The following is a 17,767-nucleotide window of genomic DNA, read 5'->3' on the forward strand; positions in this document are numbered from 1 at the left end:
CGGTCAGACCTGGAGGGTGAGCAGGTCCTCGGCGTCGGCCGGCAGGGCGGCGTCGAGGTAGAGCAACGCCGCCTCGGGAGCGAACGCGAGGCACACCCGCCCGGAGAGGCCGTCGCGCGTGCTCTCCACCTGGACCACGTGGTCGCCGAGCCGCACGTCGTACTCGTAGTGCGAGCCGACGTAGGAGCGGGTGAGGATCTGGGTGCCGAGCAGGTTCACGGCCCCCGCTGCGCCGTCGGCCGGGACGACCTCCAGTTTCTCGGGGCGGATCGCCACGGTGACGTCCTGCCCGACCGGCGCAGGCGTGGCCGCGGCGACCCTCACGACGTCGCCGCCGTCGGCGAGGCGGATGGTGGTCGTCCCGGAGCCGCAGGCCTCGACCCGGCCGCGCAGGAAGTTGCACCGCCCGACGAAGGCCGCGACGGCAGCGGCGGCCGGCTGCTCGTAGATCTCGTGCGGGCTGCCGATCTGGAGCATGTCGCCCCCGCTCATCACCGCGATGCGGTCCGAGAGCGCGAGTGCCTCGTCCTGGTCGTGGGTGACGTAGACCGTGGTGATGCCCAGGTCCTCCTGGAGCCGCTTGAGCCACGCGCGGGCCTGCTCGCGCAGCTTGGCGTCGAGGTTGGACAGCGGCTCGTCCAGCAGCAGCACGCCGGGCGAGTAGACCAGCGCTCGGGCGAGCGCGACGCGCTGTTGCTGACCGCCGGAGAGCTGGTGGGGGATCCGGTCCTGCAGCTGGGCGAGCCCGACCTTGTCCAGTGCCTCGGTGATGCGGCGGGCCTGCTCGTCCCTGCCGACCTTGCGGATCTTCAGCGGCATGGCCAAGTTCGCCGCGACGGTCATGTGCGGCCACAAGGCGTAGGACTGGAAGACCATCCCGAGGTTGCGCTCTTCCGGGCTCAGGAACACCTTGCGGTCGACGTCGACGAAGGTCGTATCACCGACGGTGATGCGCCCACTCGTCGGCCTCTCCAGCCCGGCGATGCAGTTCAGGGTGGTCGACTTCCCGCAGCCGCTCGGCCCGAGCAGGGTGAAGAACTCACCGTCGCCGATGGTGAAGTCGACCTGCTCGAGGACGCTGGTCGTGCCGAACGTCTTGGACAGTTGCTGGACGCTGACGTCAGGCATCGGTGTGCCCCTTCATGAGTAGCCCGGCGACGCCGACGAACGCGGCGGTGATGACGATCTGGATCGTGGCGAGCGCGGCGACCGATCCGGTGTTTCCCTGGACCCAGAGCTCGAGCATGGTCGTGCCGATGATGTTGGAGTCGGCCGAGGCCAGGAAGATCGCCGGTGAGTACTCCTTGAGCATGGTGACGAAGGTGAGGATCACCGCGCCGGCGAACGCGGGCGTGATCAGCCGCCCCATCACGGAGGTGAAGGTCTGCACCCAGTCCGCGCCGGAGACGCGGGCTGCGTCGTCGAGCTCCTGACCGATCTGCAGCACCGACGGCGCGATCGACCCGAACCCCGTGGGCAGGGCCCGCAGCCCGAACCCGATGATCAACGCCACGAGGGTGCCCTGTATGAGACCGCCGAGCCCGAAGGGCAGGTAGGCGAACGCCCAGAACAGCCCGATTCCGACGATGATCCCGGGCATGGCCTGCGGCGCGAGTGCGAGGTACTCGACGAGCTTGCGGAACCGGAACGTGGAGCGCTTCGACACGAGCACGGCCAGGACCGCGACCGCGCTCACGACCACGGCCCCGACACCCGCGACGATCAGGCTGTTCCCGATCGACTGGACGTAGGCATCGAAGCCGAAGATCCGCTCGTAGTTGGCGGTGGTCACCGTCTGGAACGGGTTCTGCAGGGGGGTGAAGACGAGGGTGAACGAGCGGAACACCAGCCCGAGGACGGGCAGCAGCGCACCGAAGACCACGTACACGGCGATCGCGACGACGCCGACCCATGTGATCCGGCCCAGATCGAGACGTCGGGGCCGGGTGGCCTTGCCCCTGACCGAGACGAACCGCTGGGCCTGTCCGAGCAGTTTCGCCTGGGCCGTCACCAGCCCGACGGTGACCAGCAGGATCAGCGTCGATGCGGCCCCGAGCACCCCGTAGTCGGGATCGATCGACTGCAGCCCATTGGTGTAGAGGAAGGTGGAGAAGACACTGATCCCGACCGGTTGCCCGTAGAGCAGGGGCACGCTCAGCGTCTCCACCGACATGCTGAACACCAGGATCGAGCTGTAGACCATCGGCGGACGCAGCATCGGGATCACGACCGAGAACAGGATGCGCAACGGCCGGGCCCCGCAGACCTGAGCCGCGCTCTCCAGCGAGGCGTCGGACGTGCGCAGGGCGTTCGCGCAGAAGACGTAGGCGATCGGCGCCAGCGCCACGGCCTCGGTGATCGCCATTCCGGGGATCGAGTACAGGTTCCACGGAACGGTGCCGATCCACGCCCGCACCTGCGTGCTGACGAAGCCTGCCGGGCCGTAGAGCGTGATCCAGCCGAAACCCAGGATGAGCGAGGAGATGAAGAACGGCCACTGCATCGCGCCGGCGAAGACGCGCCCCAGCGGGAGCTTCGTACGGATCACCAGCACCGCCATCGGCACGGCGATGACCAGGCTCAACACGGTGGTTCCCACGGCGAACAGCGCGGTGTTGAGCACCACCGTGCCGAACCCGGACTCGGTGAACAGCCGGACGTAGTTGTCCGGGGTGAAGATGCCACCGACCTCGTACAGCGGCCGGTCGAGGACGGACTGGATCAAGGTCGGCACCACCGGGGCGAGCACCAGCACGGCCAGGAAGGCCAGCACCGCGTACTGCACCCACAGCTCACGGCCTGCGCCCAGCAACCGGCGGTAGCGCGGCGCGGGCAGCGTCGAGGACGACCCGGGCGGTGTGGCCCGAGGTGGTGGTTCGGTCAGGACTGCCATGTCACGTGCTCTCCCCGTCGTCGTCGTCGCTGCGCTCGTCAGCGCGCCAGAAGCCCGTCCCAGCGCCCGACGAACGCGGTGACCTCCTCCTCCGGGGTGAGCGCGTAATCCGCGATCACCACGTTCTGCTCCCCGACCTGGTCCACGATCTCCTGGTAGGTGCGCAGGCCGGGGGCGGCGACGACATCGGGCCGGTAGGAGGTCAGGCCGCCCTCGGCGACCGCGCGCTGGCCCTCCTGGGACAGCACGAAGTCCAGGAACAGCCTCGCCGTGTTCGGGTGTGGCGCATCCGGCGTGATTCCGAGCCCGCGAGGCAGGACCACCGTGCCGTCCTGCGGGAAGACGACCTCGAACAACCCGCCGCTGTTCTCCACCACCGGGTAGGCCGGCCCGCCGGAGATGAAGAACCCCACCAGGTACTCCCCCGCGAGGATCTTCTCGGTCTGCGTACCCGACGACGTCTCCGGGCGCGCCAGCGGGAGCAGCGCCTCCAGCGCCTGCCAGGCGTTCGGATCGGCCTGGGTGAACGCCTGGGACACGGTGAACCCGAAGGAGCCGTTGACGTCGCGAGTGGTGATCCGGTCCTGGAACTTCTGCGGGTCCTGCCGCACCATCTCCGCCAGACCGGCGAGGCTGGTGGGCGCCTGTTCCAGCAGGGAGGTGTTGTAGGCGATCGTCATCGGGTCGGCCGACATCATGTACACGTTCGGCATGACCTGGGCGAAGCCGGGCAGCTTCGCCAGCTCGGGCGACTGGTAGGCCGCGAGCCGATCCGGCTGCCCGGCGTACTCCGCCCACGCCTGAACCGCGTTGGACACCAGGACGTCGGCCGGCGAGCCGCCCGTCGCCTGCTCGCTGAGCACGCGCTGGAAGACCTCGTCGCTGTCGAGGTTGTTGGCCTGGACGTCTGTCACCCACGGGTACTTCTTCTGGAAGTCGCGCAGGATCGGCGCCCAGTTCTCCTGGTCGGTGTTGGAGTAGATGCTCAAGGTCCCGCCCTCGGACCTGGACCCCTCGATCAGCTGGGCGTACTCGGGCGGGTAGTGCTCCGGAACCTGCTCGACGGCGATCGGGTTCTCCGCCGCCTGCTCCGGCGCCGCACCTCCACCTCCGCACGCAGCCACGACACCGAGCACCAGCGCCGTGACCACGGTCACCGGCACCCGGGCCCTACCTACGACCCGTCGACCGATCCCTGCCGACCTCTCGGACATCCGCACTCCTTCATCGGCGATAGCGACACTGCTGTCGCCGCAGACTCTGGAGGTTATAACCTGTAACCGTCAACCCCTTCTCGGTATAGCGTGCAGACCAGGTGCGGACGATGGAACGCCACGCGACCGCGCTGTCACCGACCCCGCTGGGTGCGGTAGGTTATAGCTGTCGACGGCGAGAGGGGTTCCATGGGCGAGCCGGCGGAGCTGTACGCGACCAAGAGCGACTACGCGTACCGCACACTGCGCGAGAAGATCCTCTCCGGGGAGTTCGCGCCCGGAGCCGTGCTGAACCAGGCGACCCTGGCGCGCACCATCGGCATCAGCACCACTCCCCTGCGGGAGGCGTTGCGCCGGCTCACGTCCGAAGGTCTCGTCGACCTCGGCGCCCACCGGGACGCGAAGGTCACCGAGCTGTCCGGCGAGGAGGCCCGGGACCTGTTCGAGCTGCGACGCTCGCTCGATCCCCTGGCCGTCTCGCTCGCAGCCGAACGTCGTACCCGCGCCGACATCCAGAACATCCGGGAGGCGGTGCGCGGCGTAGAGCCGCTGCCGGCCAATCCCGCCTACGTCGACCTGATCGCGCACCGGCGGTTCCACGTGGCGCTCTACACAGCCTCGCACAACGACTTGCTCATCCAGACCCTGGACAGCCTCTGGGACAAGGCCGACCGCTACCGCCGCGTCGGCCTGCAGATCGATCGCGACCAGGCCGAACGCGACGAGAAGCACGCCGAGCACCTCGGACTGGTCGACGCCATCGTCGCCGGCGACGCCGAGACCGCCTCCGCGATCATGCTCCGGCACATCGACACCAGCCTCGGCGCCAAGGCCGCATCCCGGCTCGGCGCCGGCCCCACCGCCACACCGCGCGGGATCTGAGCCGCGCTCCAGCACCCGTCCCGTCCGACCCGAGGAGAACCATGTCCGTCCCCGGCACCGCGACGACCCCGGTCCCGACCTCCGACCTCTACGACGAGCACGGCGAGGCCGCCGACTCCTGCGACACCCGGTTCCAGCAGTTCGGCGGCCGCACCGCGTTCTGCGGACCGATCACCACGGTGCGCTGCTACGAGGACAACGCGCTGCTCAAGGCCGTGCTCTCCGAGCCCGGCGAGGGACGCGTCCTGGTGGTGGACGGTGGCGCCTCGGTCCACCGGGCACTGCTGGGCGACATGATCGGCGGCCTCGCGGTCGACAACGGCTGGGCCGGCATCGTGATCAACGGTGCCGTCCGCGACGTCGCCGCGCTGCGAGCACTCGACATCGAGATCAAGGCGCTCGGCTCCAACCCGCGCAAGAGCACCAAGACGGGCGACGGACGGCGAGACACCCCCGTCAGCTTCGGCAACGCCACCTTCGCCCCCGGTGCGCAGCTGCACAGCGACGAGGACGGGATCATCGTCCTCCCCGGCGCCGGCTGAGCAGCTCGCTGCCCAGCTCGACCTGAACGCCGTACTCCGCGAGCTTGCCCCGCAGGATCGCCTCGGTGCGGGGTGAGGCCGCTCGGCCACCGCCTGCGATCAGTACAGTCATGCCTCCTCCGGGTCGGCAGGGGTCATCGGACGTGCACGGCGCGCGACGGGCAGGATTCGACCGCCTCCTCGACGGCCTCGCGCCGGTCCTCGCGGGGCTCGTCCTGCAGCACCACGACCAGGCCGTTGTCGTCCTGGTCGAAGACCTCAGGAGCGGCCAGCACGCATTGCCCCGCTCCGACACAGACTCCGCGGTCTCCGGTCACGTGCATCGGATTCTCCGTCCTCACCAGGTGACCGTCAGTTCACCGAGGCCCTGGATGGTGTCGGCGCGACCTGGTTCCAGTTCCGTCGCCGGCCTGGCGAGCGCCAGGGTGGGGAAGCGTTCGAACAGCAGGGGAAGCGCGATCTGCAGCTCCAGCCGCGCGAGGTTCTGCCCGAGGCACTGGTGGATGCCGTAGCCGAACGCGTTGTGCTTGCGCGCGCCCCGGCGGATGTCGAACTCGTCCGGCTCGGGGAACACCTCGGGATCGAAGTTGGCCGGCCCGTTCGGGATCATCACCCCTTCACCGGCCCGGATGCGCTCACCCGCGATGTCGATATCAGCCGTGGCCACGCGGATCCCGGCGCTGTCGGCCACGGAGGTGAAGCGCAGCAGCTCCTCGACGACGCCGGGCACCACATCCGGATCGGTGCGGAACCGAGCAAGCTGATCGGGGTGCTCCAGCAACGTCACACTACCCAGGGCGATCACGTTCGCCGTGGTCTCGTGGCCCGCGGTCAGCAGCAGCATCGCGGTACCGACGAGGTGGTCGCGGGACAGCTCACCGCGGGCGAGCTCGCCACGTGCCAGCCTGCCGATCAGACCGGTCTGCGAGCTGTCGCGCGAGAAGGAGTCGACCAGCGAGTCCAGGTACTGCACCAGCTCCTTGCGCGCGGCGGCGACCTCCTCCTCGGTGGCGCTGCGCATCAGCCGCCTGCTCGCGTCCTCGAAGAACGCGTGATCCGAGTACGGCACGCCGAGCAGTTCACAGATCACCAGGGACGGGATCGGCAGCGCGTAGTTGGCAACCAGATCGGCCGGTGCGCCGGCCGCCCGCAGCTGCTCGGCAGCCCCGTCCGCGATCTCCTCGATCCTCGGGCGTAGTTCGTTGATCCGCTTGACGGTGAAATCCGGGATGGTCATCCGCCGGTAGTAGCCGTGCTCGGGATCATCCATACCGATGAACGCCGGGGGCTGGCGGCGCACGGCCGCCCCGCGTGCCGAGATCAGTGGGAAGTCCGGGTCGGTCCGGTCGGACGACAGCCGTGGATCGGCCAGCAGCGCGCGGGCCTCGGCGTGCCGCGTCACCACCCACCCGAGCTTGCCGTCGATGAGCTCGACGCGGTGCAGCGGACCCTTCGCGGTCAGCTCGGAGTAGCCATGTGGTGGGCGGTACGGGCAGGTGCGGGTCTGCGGGTAGCTGACCGTCGGTTCCATGAGATCCCCCTGACGTGACGATAGGGAACGTACGGTTCCCTATTTCGACAGTAGCTGCCCGAGTGAGTGAGTGCAACGACCGGTAGCGTTAGCAGGCATGACGGGCAGCGCGACCGAAGGTGCCCAACCGCTGCGCAGACGTGGCGCCGAGCTGGAGGACGCGATCCTGCGCGCGGCGCGTGAGGGTCTCGTCGAGTGCGGCTACGCCGCCCTGACCATGGACTGGATCGCCGGCAGGGCGCGCACCAGCAAGGCCGCGCTGTACCGCCGGTGGAGCAACCGCGCCGAGCTCGTCGTGCACGCGCACGGGCAGCTGGTCCGCTCGCTGCTGTCCGCGCCGGACACCGGCTCCTTCGCTTCGGACGTACGCACCATGTTGCGTTCGTTCGCCGACCTGATGGACTCCGAGTACGGCGAACTGCTCCGCGGAGTGCTCGCGGAGGTGACGAGGAGCCCGGAACTCGCCGCCGAGGCCCGCAAGCAACTGCTCGAGTCGGGGCCGCACCTGCTCGACGAGATCTACCGGCGAGGGATCGAGCGCGGCGAGGTCCGCCCTGAACTCCGCGGCACGCGCGTCATGACAGTGGCGCACGACCTGCTGCGCAACGAGTTCATGACCCGCGGAACGCCGATCGAGGACACCGCGATCGAGGAGATCCTCGACACCGTCTACCTGCCGCTGGTGCGTGCCCGATGACGACGGGCGTGCTCAGCTGTCCGCAAGCTGGTCGAGCCGTTCGGCCACCCGCCCGCGGCGGCGCCGCAGGAATGCGGGTGCGGCGAGGGCAGCGACGGCGAGGACGAGCAGGGTGACCGCAAGCGGGCGACCGAGGATGTAGCCCGGATCGTCCTGGGACAGCGTGATCGTCTGTAGGAGCGAGCGCTCCATCAGCGGGGCGACGACGAAGGCGAGCATGAGCGCCGCCCGGGACAACCCCAGCTTGACCATGCCGTAGCCGAGGACTCCCATCGCGACCATCCAGCCGACGTCGACGATGCTGTTGCGCGCCGCGTACGTGCCGACCGCTGCGACGAGCAGGATGAGCGCCACGAGGATGTCGCGCGGGATCCGCAGCAGGGAGGTGAACAGCCCGACCAGCGGCAGGTTGAGCACCAGCAGCGCGACGTTGGCCAGGAACATCCCCGCGACCAGTCCCCAGAACAGTTCCGGCTCCTGCTCGATGAACAACGGTCCGGGGATGGCGCCGTGGATGGTGAACCCGGCCAGCAGCAGCGCAGTGGGCGCGGCGAAGGGCACACCGAGGACCAGCAGCGGTACCAGGGAGCCACCCGCGGACCCGTTGTTCGCCGATTCCGGGCCCGCGACCCCCTCCACGGCACCGTGCCCGAACTCGTGGCGGTGCCGGGAGACGCGCCGCTCCAGCATGTAGGACGCGTACGTGGCGACGGCCGCCCCGGGCCCGGGCACCAGCCCGAACAGGAAGCCCAGCACGCTGCCGCGGCCCATCGCGGGCAGGGCCCGCCGCATCTCCGCGCGGGTGGGGTACAGCTCGCGCAGCCGCACGGTGGGCAGCCGCGGGACCGTGCCGCGCTGCTCGACGAGCAGCATCAGCTCGGCGACGCCGAACAGACCCACGGCGACCGGGGTGATCTCGACACCCGAGATCAGACTCTCCACACCGACGGTGTAGCGCACCCCACCGGAGGTCTCGTCGACGCCGACGGTCGCCAACATCAGCCCCAGCGCCGCGGCCACCATGGTGGCCGAGAAGGACCCGCCGGACAGGCGGGAGAGCACGAACAGCGCGAACACGGTGAGCGCGAGGAACTCCGGGGCCGCGAACGACAGGGCAAGATCACTGACCGGTCCCGCCGCGAGCGTCAGCAGGACGATCGCCAGCGTGCCCGCCACGAACGAGCCGATCGCGGCGACCGCGAGTGCGGCACCCGCCCGGCCGCGCTTGGTCATCTCGTGGCCGTCGATCGCGGTGACGACCGACGAGGACTCGCCGGGCACGTTCATGAGGATCGACGCCGTGGAACCGCCGTACTGCGACCCGAGGAAGATCCCGGTGATCATCAGAAGGCCGCCGACCGGATCGAGGCTGAAGCTCAGCGGCAGCAGGACGGCCATCGCCCCGACCGGTCCGATCCCCGGCAGTGCGCCCACGAGGCTGCCGACGAACACCCCGAGCAGCATGGCGAGCAGGGGTCCGGGCGTCGCGACCGTGGCGAAACCGGCCCCGAGGTCAGACAGTACGTCCATCGTGATGCCGATCTAGGAGAGGTCGGGGCCGTAGAGGCCGGTGGGCAGCGGGACGCCGAGGAGGCGGCCGAACACGAGCTGGGAACCGATCCCGGCCACCAGGCCGACTGCGGCACAGACCCACCAGGCGCGCCCGCCGAGCAGCCGCGTGCCCACCGCGGTGACCAGGCTCGCCGTGATCAGGTGCCCGACCCAGCCGACACCGACGACGTAGCAGACGAGGGCGCCGAGCACGGTCAGCAGGCGGACCCGCGGGCCGGCTCCGGCGAGCGCATCCGGCCCGGCTGCGGCGCCCGGCCCGCCCGCCTCTGCAGCCCGGTCGTCCTCGGAGTCGGAAGCCGCCACCAGGCGCCCGCGCGCGGCCTGCACGGCCAGGACGGTGGCGGCGACGGTGAGCAGCGCCCCGACCGCCATCGGGAACAGGCCCGGGCCCGGCCGCGCACCGCCGCCGACACCCAGCCGGACTGCCTCGACGAGGTAGACCACCCCCAGCACCGCGCCGGCGGCGGACGCGGCGATCCGGGAAAACCGCGCCGCCCGCAGGTGCCCGGCGTCGGCCGGGGCGTCACCGTCGGATCCGCGGCCCGCGTCGCCCTCCGCCGCGGGCCCGGTCACGTGCCCAACCCGAGGCGCGCGATCGTCTCCTTCGCGATCTGGACGTCGTTCACCATCCGCTCCTGGAACGCGGTCCTCTCGACGTAGGCGGGCACCCCGTGGGTCGTGGTGGTGTACTCGGTGAAGGCCGCGCTGTGCACCGCCTCCTCGATGGCGGTGTCGAGCCGGTCGAGGATGGGGTCGGGCACCCCCTTGGGGGCGATGAAGCCCTCGAACCCGGCCCAGGTGATGTCGTAGCCGGCCTCGGCGAAGGGCGTCACGTCGAGGCCCTCCGGCGGCCGGTCCCCGAAGTAGCCGACCATCGCCAGATCGCCCTTCTGCACGTACTGCAGGATCGGCGCCGGCTGGGCGATGGCGGCGTCCAGCGTGCCGTTGACCGTGGGCAGGACCTGCTGGCCCGCGTCGGTGATGACCTGCTCGACGGTGATGCCGGCCGCGGCGAGGAACTCCTCGAGCTGGAACCGCTGCACCGACGCGGCCCCGGGAACGCCCACCTTCAGGGGCCGCTGCTTCGCGGCCGCGACGAACTGCTCGATGGTGGTGATCCCCGACTGCGGGTTGACGAACAGGACCGAGGGCACCTCGTTGGTCTGGGCGAGCGCCTGGATGCTGTCCGGTCCGCGGAAGCTGGTCTCGATCAACTGCCAGGATGTGGTCAGCGGCGGGCTCGCGGCGAACCCGATGTGGTACCCGTCGGCGGGCTCACCCATGATCTGGGCCAGGCCGACCATGCCGTTGCCGCCCTCGGCGTTCACGACGACGACCTCGGTGCCGAGGGTCTTCTCCAGTTCGCCCGCCAAGGTGCGGGCGGTGCTGTCGGGCGCCGAGCCCGCCGGGTAGACGACGGTGAGCGTGATGTCCTGCTGGGGGTAGTCGGCGGCAGCGGCCGGGTCGGCCACGGGGTCGGTCGAGCCGGGTGCGCATGCCGCGAGGACCGCCGTGGCCAGTGCAGCTGCGGCGATGCGGATGCGGGCGGGCGTGTCCATCACGAGCTCCTTCAGTGGTCGGACGGTTCCCGGAGCGGGTTGCGACCCCATCGGCGGTACGGGACGTCGTGCTGCCACGGCGCCGGCAGGTCGGTGGCGGTCGCCAGGTGGGTGTGCACGTGGGCGTGCAGCTTCTCGATCTCGGGCCGGGCGGCGGCGCCCGCGGCGACGAGGTCGCGCTCCTCGTCCGGGTCGCCGGTCAGGTCGAAGGCCTTGTCCAGGCCGCCGACCTCGTCGGTCACGATCTTGTGCCGGCCGTCGGTGACCATGACACGGCGGCCGAACTCGGACACTGCGACGTCCCGGTGGCCCTCGGTCCCGCCGGCCTCGAGCAGCGGGCGGAGGCTGCGGCCCATCCCGCCCGGCAGCTCGGTGCCGGCCAGGTCGAGCAGGGTCGCCGGCACGTCGATGAGCTCGACGAGGGCGTCCTCGGTGCGGCCGCGCGGACCGTCCCACCGGTCGGGAGGACGGACGACGAGCGGAACGCGCACGGCCGGGTCCAGCAGCTGGCCCTTGAAGACCAGACGGTGGTCGCCGAGCATCTCGCCGTGGTCGCTGCAGAACACCACCCAGGTGTCGTCCAGCAGGTCGCGTCGTTCGAGCACGTCCAGCACCCGGCCGAGCCGCTCGTCGATGAAGCTGACGTTGCCCAGGTACTGGGTGCGCATCTGCTGGATCTGCTCAGGGGTGGCGTCGGGGATGCCCCGCGTGTACACGCCGGACTCGGCGGCCGGGTACCGGTACTCGAGCGGGCCGAGCGGCATGTCCTGCGGCCGGTACCACTGCGACCACGGCGCCGGCGGGTCGAATGGGTCGTGCGGACCGGGCGGGCCGGCCCACAGGAAGAACGGCTCACGCGGGTCGACCCGGGTGAGCCACTCCTCCGCACGCTGCAGGACCCACCCGTCGATGTGGTCGTCCGGGCCGAGCAGCGCGGGGCGCCGGTCGTAGGAGCCCAGCGGGCCGGCCCGCGCTCGCTCCTGCAGGTCCTCGTGGAACCGGTGCAGCAGGCCCTTCTCCCGCAGGTGCTCGGAGTAGGCGCTCGCCCGCAGGTTGCCCTGGCTCATCTTCCCGGTCGTCTCGGTCGCCTCGGTGAAGCCGATCTTGTGCAGCAGGTGTTCGCTGACCGGGATCTCCAAATCGTGGAACCAGGTGAAGTGCAGCTTGCCGATCGCGGTGGTGCGGTACCCCGCGTCGCGCAGGCACCGGACGAAGCTGGGCGCGTCCGGCCAGACCGAGGTGTCGTTGTCCAGGCAGCCGTGCTGGTGCGGGTAGCGCCCGGTCAGGAAGCTCATCCGGCTCGGGACGCAGATCGGGCTCGGGCAGTAGGTCCGGCGCAACCACGTCCCCTCGGCGGCGAGCCGATCCAGCGTCGGGGTACGGATCGGGAACGTCCCCGCCCCGGCGAGCGCGTCCCACCGTTGCTGGTCGGTCATGACCAGCACGATGTTGGGCGGCCGGGCCTCGCCGGGCCGGCTCACGCGCTCGCTCGCGGCACCCGGTTGAGACGCAGCTCGTGCGCGCCGTCGGCCCGGGCGTACTCGTAGTAGACGAACCACTCGTCGCCCACCGTCGCCACGTCGAGGTAGCGCAGCGACCCGGTGCCGTGCGGGGACACCAGCGCGGGCGCGTCCGGGGTGAGCCGCGTCCAGCAGGTGAGGTCGGCCGAGAATGCCAGGCCGGTGCGCTCCTCGTAGTTCTCGTGCGCGCCCGCGCTGCCGTCGTACACGCCGAGGAACCCGCCCGGCACCGTGGTGACCGTGGTGAGACGGGCCTGGTAGCCGTCCCAGCCCTCCCCGACCGGCAGGCAGCCGGGTCGCCAGTCGAACGTGCGCCCGTCGGAGCTGACGGCCAAGCCGGTCGGGAACGTGGTGGCGCCGGTGGCGTAGATGTCCGCGGTGGCATGCGCGGAGCGGCGCTCCTGTTCGGTCAGGTCGCCGGCGGCGGCGTAGCTGGCGAAGAGCCACATCGCGGGCCCGACCCAGACCGGCACGGGGTCCTTGACCCCCTCGGTCCCGGTGCTCCCGGCGGTGAGCACCCCGGTCGCCGTGGCGATGTCGAACTTGTCCGGCTCGTCGGCCTCGACCACGTCGATCCGCCACCGGTTGTCGGCGGGGTCGACGTAACTGAGGTAGAGCAGGTAGCCACCACCGGGACGGGCCATCAGGGCGAAGCGTTCCATCGACGCCGTGCCCAGCTCGTCCTTGTGCACCGACCAGATGTCCCGGAAGGTGACGCCGTCGCGGCTCTCGGCGACGGCGCAGCGCCAGCCACGCTCGTCGCCCGCCCCGCGCGGCCGTCGCTCCCGGTAGGTGAGCAGGAACCGCCCGGTCGCAGGTTCGTGCAGGACGGTCGGGCAGCCGATCCAGTTCCCGGCGCCCACCTCGGACGGGGAGAGCACGGTCGTTCCGCGCTCCGGGTCGAAGCCCAGCGCCGGCACGAGCGAACGGGGCAGCACATCGGTCATCGAGAAGGTCCCTTTCGGATGTCGTCAGGTCAGGAGGACGCGACGAGGCGGTCGGCCTCGCGGAGCACGAGCGCAACGCCGCCCAGCGCGCCGGCGTCGTCGCCGAGCTGCCCGGGAACCACACGGGCGGTACCGGAGATGATCGGCAGGGCGTGGCGCGCGAGCGAGGTGCGTACGGCACCGAGCAGCAGCTCCCCCGCCATGGCGAGCTCACCACCGATGATGACGAGTTCGGGGTTGAGCAGGTTGCTCACGCCGGCGAGGGTGCGGCCCAGTAGCAGTCCGGTGTCGGCGAGCACCCGGCGGCACGCACGATCCCCGTCCTCCGCGTGCCGCAGCGCCTCGGAAAGTGTCAAGTCTCCGTACATCGGCCGCAGTGCCTGGAGCACCGCGGGAACCGCGGTGTACACCTCGAGGCAACCACGGTTGCCGCACCGGCACGCCGGCCCGGAGTCGTCGACCGCGATGTGTCCGATCTCGCCGGCGGCGCCCACCGCGCCCCGGAAGATGCGGCCGTCGATCAGGAAGCCTGCGCCGATCCCGTTGGCGATCTTGAGGTAGAGGACGTTGCGACACCCCTGGCCCGCCCCCCACACGACCTCGGCCAGCGAGCCGAGGTGCGAGGTGTTGTCCAGCGCGACCGCAACGCCGAGCCGCCTGCCGAGCTCTTCGGCGGCACGTACGCCCTCCCACTCCAGCGAGTTGCTCGACGCGGCGACCTCACCGGTGTCCTGGTTGACCGGTCCGGGCACGCCGAGACCGGCCCCCACGACGTTGACCATGGAGCGGCCCGCCGCCTCGACGAGACTGCGGGCCAGGTCGGCGGCCTGGTCCAGCCGGTCGGCCCAGCCGAGCCCGCCGGCCAGGCCGGTCACTCCCCGCTGCAGCACCCGGTGCGAGGTGTCGGCCACGACGACCCGCACCGTGGAGAGGCTGACGTCGACGCCGAGCACGACCCCGAGATCGGGGTTGAGGCTCAGCAGGCCCTTGCGCCGCCCGGTGCCCGGGGCGACGCCGTCTCCGTCTCCGTCGGCCTCGGAGATCGTTCCGTCGGCCAGCAGGCCGGACACGATCGTGGAGATCGTCGTGCGGGACAGCCCGGTGCGCCGGGCGAGCTCGGCCCGGTGCAGCCGGCCGTGCTCGCGCAGCAGCTCGGCCACCCGGTCGCGGTTGCCCTGCCGCAGCGACTGCAGCGAGCCGTGGGATGTGTCGGTCATGGTGGCGACCAGTGTCGAGCGTCACGCGGAGCGTGTCAACACTCTAGACATACTGCGCGCATCCGCGGGTGCCCATGTACGGACACTGGCCGCTTCTCGTCACGCCAGGAGGGTACCCGGGGCCGGCTCGTACGGCTGGAAGAAGTCGTTGGCCTTCGCCCCCGCCAGGGTGAGCACCAGCGCCGGCACCGACACGCCGTCGATCTGCTCGCGGATGATGTCGGCGTGCCCCGCGTGCCGGGCACCTTCCTCGACCAGGTGCACCAGGTAGTAGCGGGCGTGGATCGGGCGGGCGTCGAAGATCCCGTGCCACGGTGCAGGAGGCGCCGTGGTGTCGCCTGCGGGATCGGTCGCGGCGACCGCGGCACGCAACTGGGCCCACACCCGGTCGAACTCCTCGATGGTCGCGGCCACCGTCTCGTCATCGCGCACGGCGAAGCTGTCGGTGAACGCGGCGTACGCCTCCGCATCGACGGGCTGCTCGGTGACCTCGGTTCGCAAGCGCTCCAGCGCTCCTCGCATGACGAAGGCCGCGTGCTTGATGATGCCGCCGACCGACAGCGCGCTCCGGCACGGCGTCTCGCGCGCCTGCTCCTCGGTCAGGCCGAACGCGGCCGAACGGATGGCGGTGAGCTGCTCGTCGATGTAGTTGACGAGGCCGGTGACCTCGTCGTGCTGGGCGGGTGCGTACATCTGCGACCTCCGGGCTCCAGGGGATGGGAACACGATCTTGCCGACGATAGAGGTCAGTTGCTGACCGTTATCCGACCCGCGGCGCCGCGTCACCGCCGCCGGCTGGTGGCGCACGCGATGCACGTCTCGGCCGCGGGCAACGCCTCCAGCCGGGCCTCGCCGATGTCGTTGCCGCAGCCCGCGCAGCGTCCGTAGCGACCGGCGGCGAGCCGGTCCACCGCACGGTCCACGGCGGCGAGGTCTCGACGAGCACCGGCTCGCAACCCCTGCAGCTGCGCGCGCTGCGAGGCGATCGTGATGCCCTCGGGGTCGTGCTCGTCGTCGTGCGCGGTGAGGGCCTGCTCCTCGGCGAGTCCCGCGAGCTGGTGCTCGAGCGCGGCGATCCGCTCCACGGCCTCCTCCCGCTGCGCGGCGAGCAGGGCAGCGACGTCGGGTCCGTCCATGGGGGTGCAACGGGCAGACGGGAGCGGCGGTTCCACCCGCACGCCAAGGCTCGGGCGCTGTGGCACCACCTGGTCGCTGATCATGACCGCCCGCGTTCGGCGGAACGCGCCGTTCCATTATCAGATGGACGTGAGCGGGATCCGTGAACCTCGCGTTCTTCAGGTAGACTAACTAGTATGCCTGCACACGGTCGCAGCGTCTGGTCCTGCAACCGGGGAAGCTAGCCTGGGAAGGCCGGGAAGCAGTGCCGAGACGAGGTGGAGCACCGATGACACGGACAGCGGGCCGCACTCGAGACGCCGGCGCGCCGCAGTCGTCACCGGTGCGGGAACGGATCCTCGCAGCGGCGGACGAGCACTTCTACGCCGAAGGGATCCGGGCGGTCAGCGCGGACCGGCTCATCGCCGCGGCAGGCGTCAGCAAGGTGACCTTCTACCGGCACTTCCCCTCGAAGGACGACCTGGTCCTGGCCTACCTCGAGGGCCGCGCGGCAGTCGAACGCCAGGCGCTGGAGCAGTTCCGGGCCGGGGCCGGCGATGCCTGTGAGACCCTCCTGGCCATCGCGCAGGGCATCGCGGGCATCAGCTGCTCCCCCGGGTTCCGCGGATGTCCGTTCATCAACGCCGCGGCCGAGTTCGCCGACCCGGCCCACCCCGCGAGGCGAGCCATCGCCACCCACCGGGCCTGGTTCGCATCGTTCCTGAAGGACCTTCTCGGGGAGATGGGCATCCAGGACCGCGCGACGGTGGCCGACCAGCTGATCATCCTGCGCGACGGCGGGATGGTCACCGGGTACCTCGGGCCCGATCCTGCCGCCCTCACGGACACGCTCGTCAAGGCTGGGCGTGCCGTGATCAACGATGCGCGAGCAGCCACCGCCTGACCTGGTGCGGCACCGGAGGCCCAGCCGGCACCGGGGGCGTCACACCCGGTCCCGGAGTGCGGCCCACACCGCCTCGGACGTGGGCCGCCGCTCGGACAGCGCAGCGAGTGCGGTGCCCGAGCCGCCCGCGGAGACCACTGCCCGAACCCGGTCCAGCAGTTGACTGAGGCGTACGGCCGATCGGACGTGGTAGCGTCAGACGTACTAGTTCGTCTACCTCTCGAAGGGGCAGGACATGAGCGACGCGCTCTACACGGCAGTGGCCACCTCCACCGGCGACGGCAGGGCGGGGGGCCGTGCCGTCACCGACGACGGCCTCCTGGACGTGACGCTGGCGATCCCGAAGTCGATGGGCGGGCCCGGCGGTGCCACCAACCCCGAGCAGCTCTTCGCCGCCGGCTGGGCGTCGTGCTTCCACTCGGCACTCAAGGCGGTCGCCGCGCAGCAGAAGACCACGTTCAGCGACTCGGCGGTCGTGGCCGAGGTGCAGGTGCACCCCACGCCCGAGGGCGGGTTCACGCTGGCCGCAGCTCTGCACGTGGAGTTCGGTGGCCTGGACCAGGCCACCGCGGACCAGCTCGTGCAGGCCGCTCACTCGGTCTGCCCCTACTCGAACGCCACCCGCGGCAACATCGCCGTCACCGTGGACGCGACTGTCGGATGACGGTCGCCCGGCGGCGCGGACCCTGCGGCGGAGCCCGGTTCCGAGGTCGGTGACCCGGCCCCGCATCGCAGGTCGACGGCACGAGCTGGCCGAACCCGAGGGTCAGCCCGTGCCGTCCGGCGGATTCAGGTCCACCTCGATCCGCACCCGCCCGCCGTTCCGGACGGCAACACCCCGACCGGGCCGGTCGACCCCGTCGAGCCTGACGCTGAGGGGCGCCCCGTCGCCGGTGAAGTTGCGCCACCACGACTTCTCGTCCGGAAGCATGACGTCGATGACGATCCGCTCGCGTTCCGACCGGTAGGCCACCGGGAGCGAGACTTCGCGCCCGGACCGCCTTCCGGTGTAGCGGACGACGGTCATCCGTCCCCCGGTCATGCGGTTCAGGCGAGGCGACGACGCGACGGGCAGGACCACGCGGTTGATGATCCTGGCCGCCTTCTGCAGGAGCGTCATCCCCGCACCGCGCACTGGACGCCTTCCACCGTCTCCGGCCCGTCCGCGGACGA

General features: G+C 70.9%; 20 protein-coding genes. 5 read left to right on the forward strand and 15 right to left on the reverse strand.

What is annotated here, in order from left to right; genetic code table 11:
* Positions 1-3: 3 nt before the first annotated feature.
* From CFP66_RS28225 to CFP66_RS28235, 3 genes are read right to left on the reverse strand one after another with little or no spacing between them, the layout of a single operon-like run.
* Positions 4-1,128: an ABC transporter ATP-binding protein gene (locus tag CFP66_RS28225; protein WP_094928231.1), complete on the reverse strand. Its 1,125-nt coding sequence runs from the start codon at positions 1,126-1,128 to the stop codon at positions 4-6.
* Positions 1,121-2,893, reverse strand: a complete 1,773-nt coding sequence (locus CFP66_RS28230) for an iron ABC transporter permease (RefSeq protein ID WP_094928232.1) — start codon at positions 2,891-2,893, stop codon at positions 1,121-1,123. Before CFP66_RS28230 ends, CFP66_RS28225 begins: the two co-directional genes overlap by 8 nt.
* Before the next feature lie 38 nt (positions 2,894-2,931).
* Complete coding sequence (locus tag CFP66_RS28235; protein WP_094928233.1) at positions 2,932-4,107, reverse strand: ABC transporter substrate-binding protein; 1,176 nt, start codon at positions 4,105-4,107, stop codon at positions 2,932-2,934.
* A 189-nt stretch (positions 4,108-4,296) separates the two neighbouring features.
* Between CFP66_RS28235 and CFP66_RS28240 the strand changes: the two genes are divergently transcribed.
* Together CFP66_RS28240 and rraA are read left to right on the forward strand one after the other, a co-directional pair.
* Positions 4,297-4,989 carry a GntR family transcriptional regulator gene (locus tag CFP66_RS28240; protein ID WP_094928234.1) on the forward strand — a complete coding sequence of 231 codons (693 nt, stop codon included), beginning with the start codon at positions 4,297-4,299 and terminating at the stop codon, positions 4,987-4,989.
* A 41-nt stretch (positions 4,990-5,030) separates the two neighbouring features.
* Positions 5,031-5,531, forward strand: coding sequence for a ribonuclease E activity regulator RraA (rraA, locus tag CFP66_RS28245; protein ID WP_094928235.1), 501 nt, complete (start codon positions 5,031-5,033; stop codon positions 5,529-5,531).
* On the opposite strand, the gene CFP66_RS48065 is transcribed toward rraA, so the two are convergent.
* The 3 genes from CFP66_RS48065 to CFP66_RS28255 are packed head-to-tail and all read right to left on the reverse strand — an operon-like array spanning position 5,506 to position 7,062.
* Complete coding sequence (locus CFP66_RS48065; protein ID WP_158228243.1) at positions 5,506-5,643, reverse strand: hypothetical protein; 138 nt, start codon at positions 5,641-5,643, stop codon at positions 5,506-5,508. The two genes, rraA and CFP66_RS48065, sit on opposite strands and share 26 nt — an antisense overlap.
* Before the next feature lie 22 nt (positions 5,644-5,665).
* The gene (locus tag CFP66_RS28250; protein WP_094928236.1) at positions 5,666-5,854 is read right to left on the reverse strand and encodes a ferredoxin; all 189 of its coding nucleotides are present in this window, start codon (positions 5,852-5,854) and stop codon (positions 5,666-5,668) included.
* Between the two features lie 14 nt (positions 5,855-5,868).
* The gene (locus CFP66_RS28255) at positions 5,869-7,062 is read right to left on the reverse strand and encodes a cytochrome P450 (RefSeq protein WP_094928237.1); all 1,194 of its coding nucleotides are present in this window, start codon (positions 7,060-7,062) and stop codon (positions 5,869-5,871) included.
* A 97-nt stretch (positions 7,063-7,159) separates the two neighbouring features.
* On the opposite strand from CFP66_RS28255, the gene CFP66_RS28260 reads away from it, so the two are divergent.
* Positions 7,160-7,759: a TetR/AcrR family transcriptional regulator gene (locus tag CFP66_RS28260; RefSeq protein ID WP_094928238.1), complete on the forward strand. Its 600-nt coding sequence runs from the start codon at positions 7,160-7,162 to the stop codon at positions 7,757-7,759.
* 12 nt (positions 7,760-7,771) lie between these two features.
* Here the strand turns inward: CFP66_RS28260 and CFP66_RS28265 are convergent, their stop codons facing one another.
* The 8 genes from CFP66_RS28265 to CFP66_RS28300 form a co-directional block, all read right to left on the reverse strand.
* Positions 7,772-9,289, reverse strand: a complete 1,518-nt coding sequence (locus tag CFP66_RS28265; RefSeq protein WP_094928239.1) for a tripartite tricarboxylate transporter permease — start codon at positions 9,287-9,289, stop codon at positions 7,772-7,774.
* A gap of 12 nt (positions 9,290-9,301) precedes the next feature.
* A complete protein-coding gene (locus CFP66_RS28270; RefSeq protein ID WP_094928240.1) occupies positions 9,302-9,904 on the reverse strand; it encodes a tripartite tricarboxylate transporter TctB family protein in 603 nt (200 codons plus the stop codon).
* Positions 9,901-10,890, reverse strand: a complete 990-nt coding sequence (locus CFP66_RS28275; RefSeq protein ID WP_158228244.1) for a tripartite tricarboxylate transporter substrate binding protein — start codon at positions 10,888-10,890, stop codon at positions 9,901-9,903. The genes CFP66_RS28270 and CFP66_RS28275 overlap by 4 nt, the downstream gene beginning before the upstream one ends.
* A gap of 11 nt (positions 10,891-10,901) precedes the next feature.
* Positions 10,902-12,371: a sulfatase gene (locus CFP66_RS28280; RefSeq protein WP_094928242.1), complete on the reverse strand. Its 1,470-nt coding sequence runs from the start codon at positions 12,369-12,371 to the stop codon at positions 10,902-10,904.
* Positions 12,368-13,357 (reverse strand): hypothetical protein, encoded by a 990-nt coding sequence (locus CFP66_RS28285; protein ID WP_094928243.1) that lies wholly within the window; start codon positions 13,355-13,357, stop codon positions 12,368-12,370. The genes CFP66_RS28280 and CFP66_RS28285 overlap by 4 nt, the downstream gene beginning before the upstream one ends.
* Positions 13,358-13,386: 29 nt before the next feature.
* The gene (locus tag CFP66_RS28290; RefSeq protein WP_094928244.1) at positions 13,387-14,574 is read right to left on the reverse strand and encodes an ROK family transcriptional regulator; all 1,188 of its coding nucleotides are present in this window, start codon (positions 14,572-14,574) and stop codon (positions 13,387-13,389) included.
* A 99-nt stretch (positions 14,575-14,673) separates the two neighbouring features.
* Complete coding sequence (locus CFP66_RS28295; protein WP_233159782.1) at positions 14,674-15,381, reverse strand: DinB family protein; 708 nt, start codon at positions 15,379-15,381, stop codon at positions 14,674-14,676.
* Entirely contained in the window at positions 15,357-15,710 is a 354-nt protein-coding gene (locus tag CFP66_RS28300) for a TraR/DksA C4-type zinc finger protein (RefSeq protein ID WP_094928246.1), read from the reverse strand. Before CFP66_RS28300 ends, CFP66_RS28295 begins: the two co-directional genes overlap by 25 nt.
* Positions 15,711-15,979: 269 nt before the next feature.
* On the opposite strand from CFP66_RS28300, the gene CFP66_RS28305 reads away from it, so the two are divergent.
* Both CFP66_RS28305 and CFP66_RS28310 read left to right on the forward strand, forming a co-directional pair.
* Complete coding sequence (locus CFP66_RS28305; protein WP_094928247.1) at positions 15,980-16,594, forward strand: TetR/AcrR family transcriptional regulator; 615 nt, start codon at positions 15,980-15,982, stop codon at positions 16,592-16,594.
* Positions 16,595-16,829: 235 nt separating this feature from the next.
* Positions 16,830-17,258, forward strand: coding sequence for an organic hydroperoxide resistance protein (locus tag CFP66_RS28310; protein WP_094928248.1), 429 nt, complete (start codon positions 16,830-16,832; stop codon positions 17,256-17,258).
* A gap of 102 nt (positions 17,259-17,360) precedes the next feature.
* Here the strand turns inward: CFP66_RS28310 and CFP66_RS28315 are convergent, their stop codons facing one another.
* Positions 17,361-17,714, reverse strand: coding sequence for a hypothetical protein (locus tag CFP66_RS28315; RefSeq protein WP_094928346.1), 354 nt, complete (start codon positions 17,712-17,714; stop codon positions 17,361-17,363).
* Positions 17,715-17,767: the final 53 nt, after the last annotated feature.

Origin of the sequence: Pseudonocardia sp. MH-G8 (assembly GCF_002262885.1) — a bacterium.
Lineage (GTDB): Bacteria > Actinomycetota > Actinomycetes > Mycobacteriales > Pseudonocardiaceae > Pseudonocardia.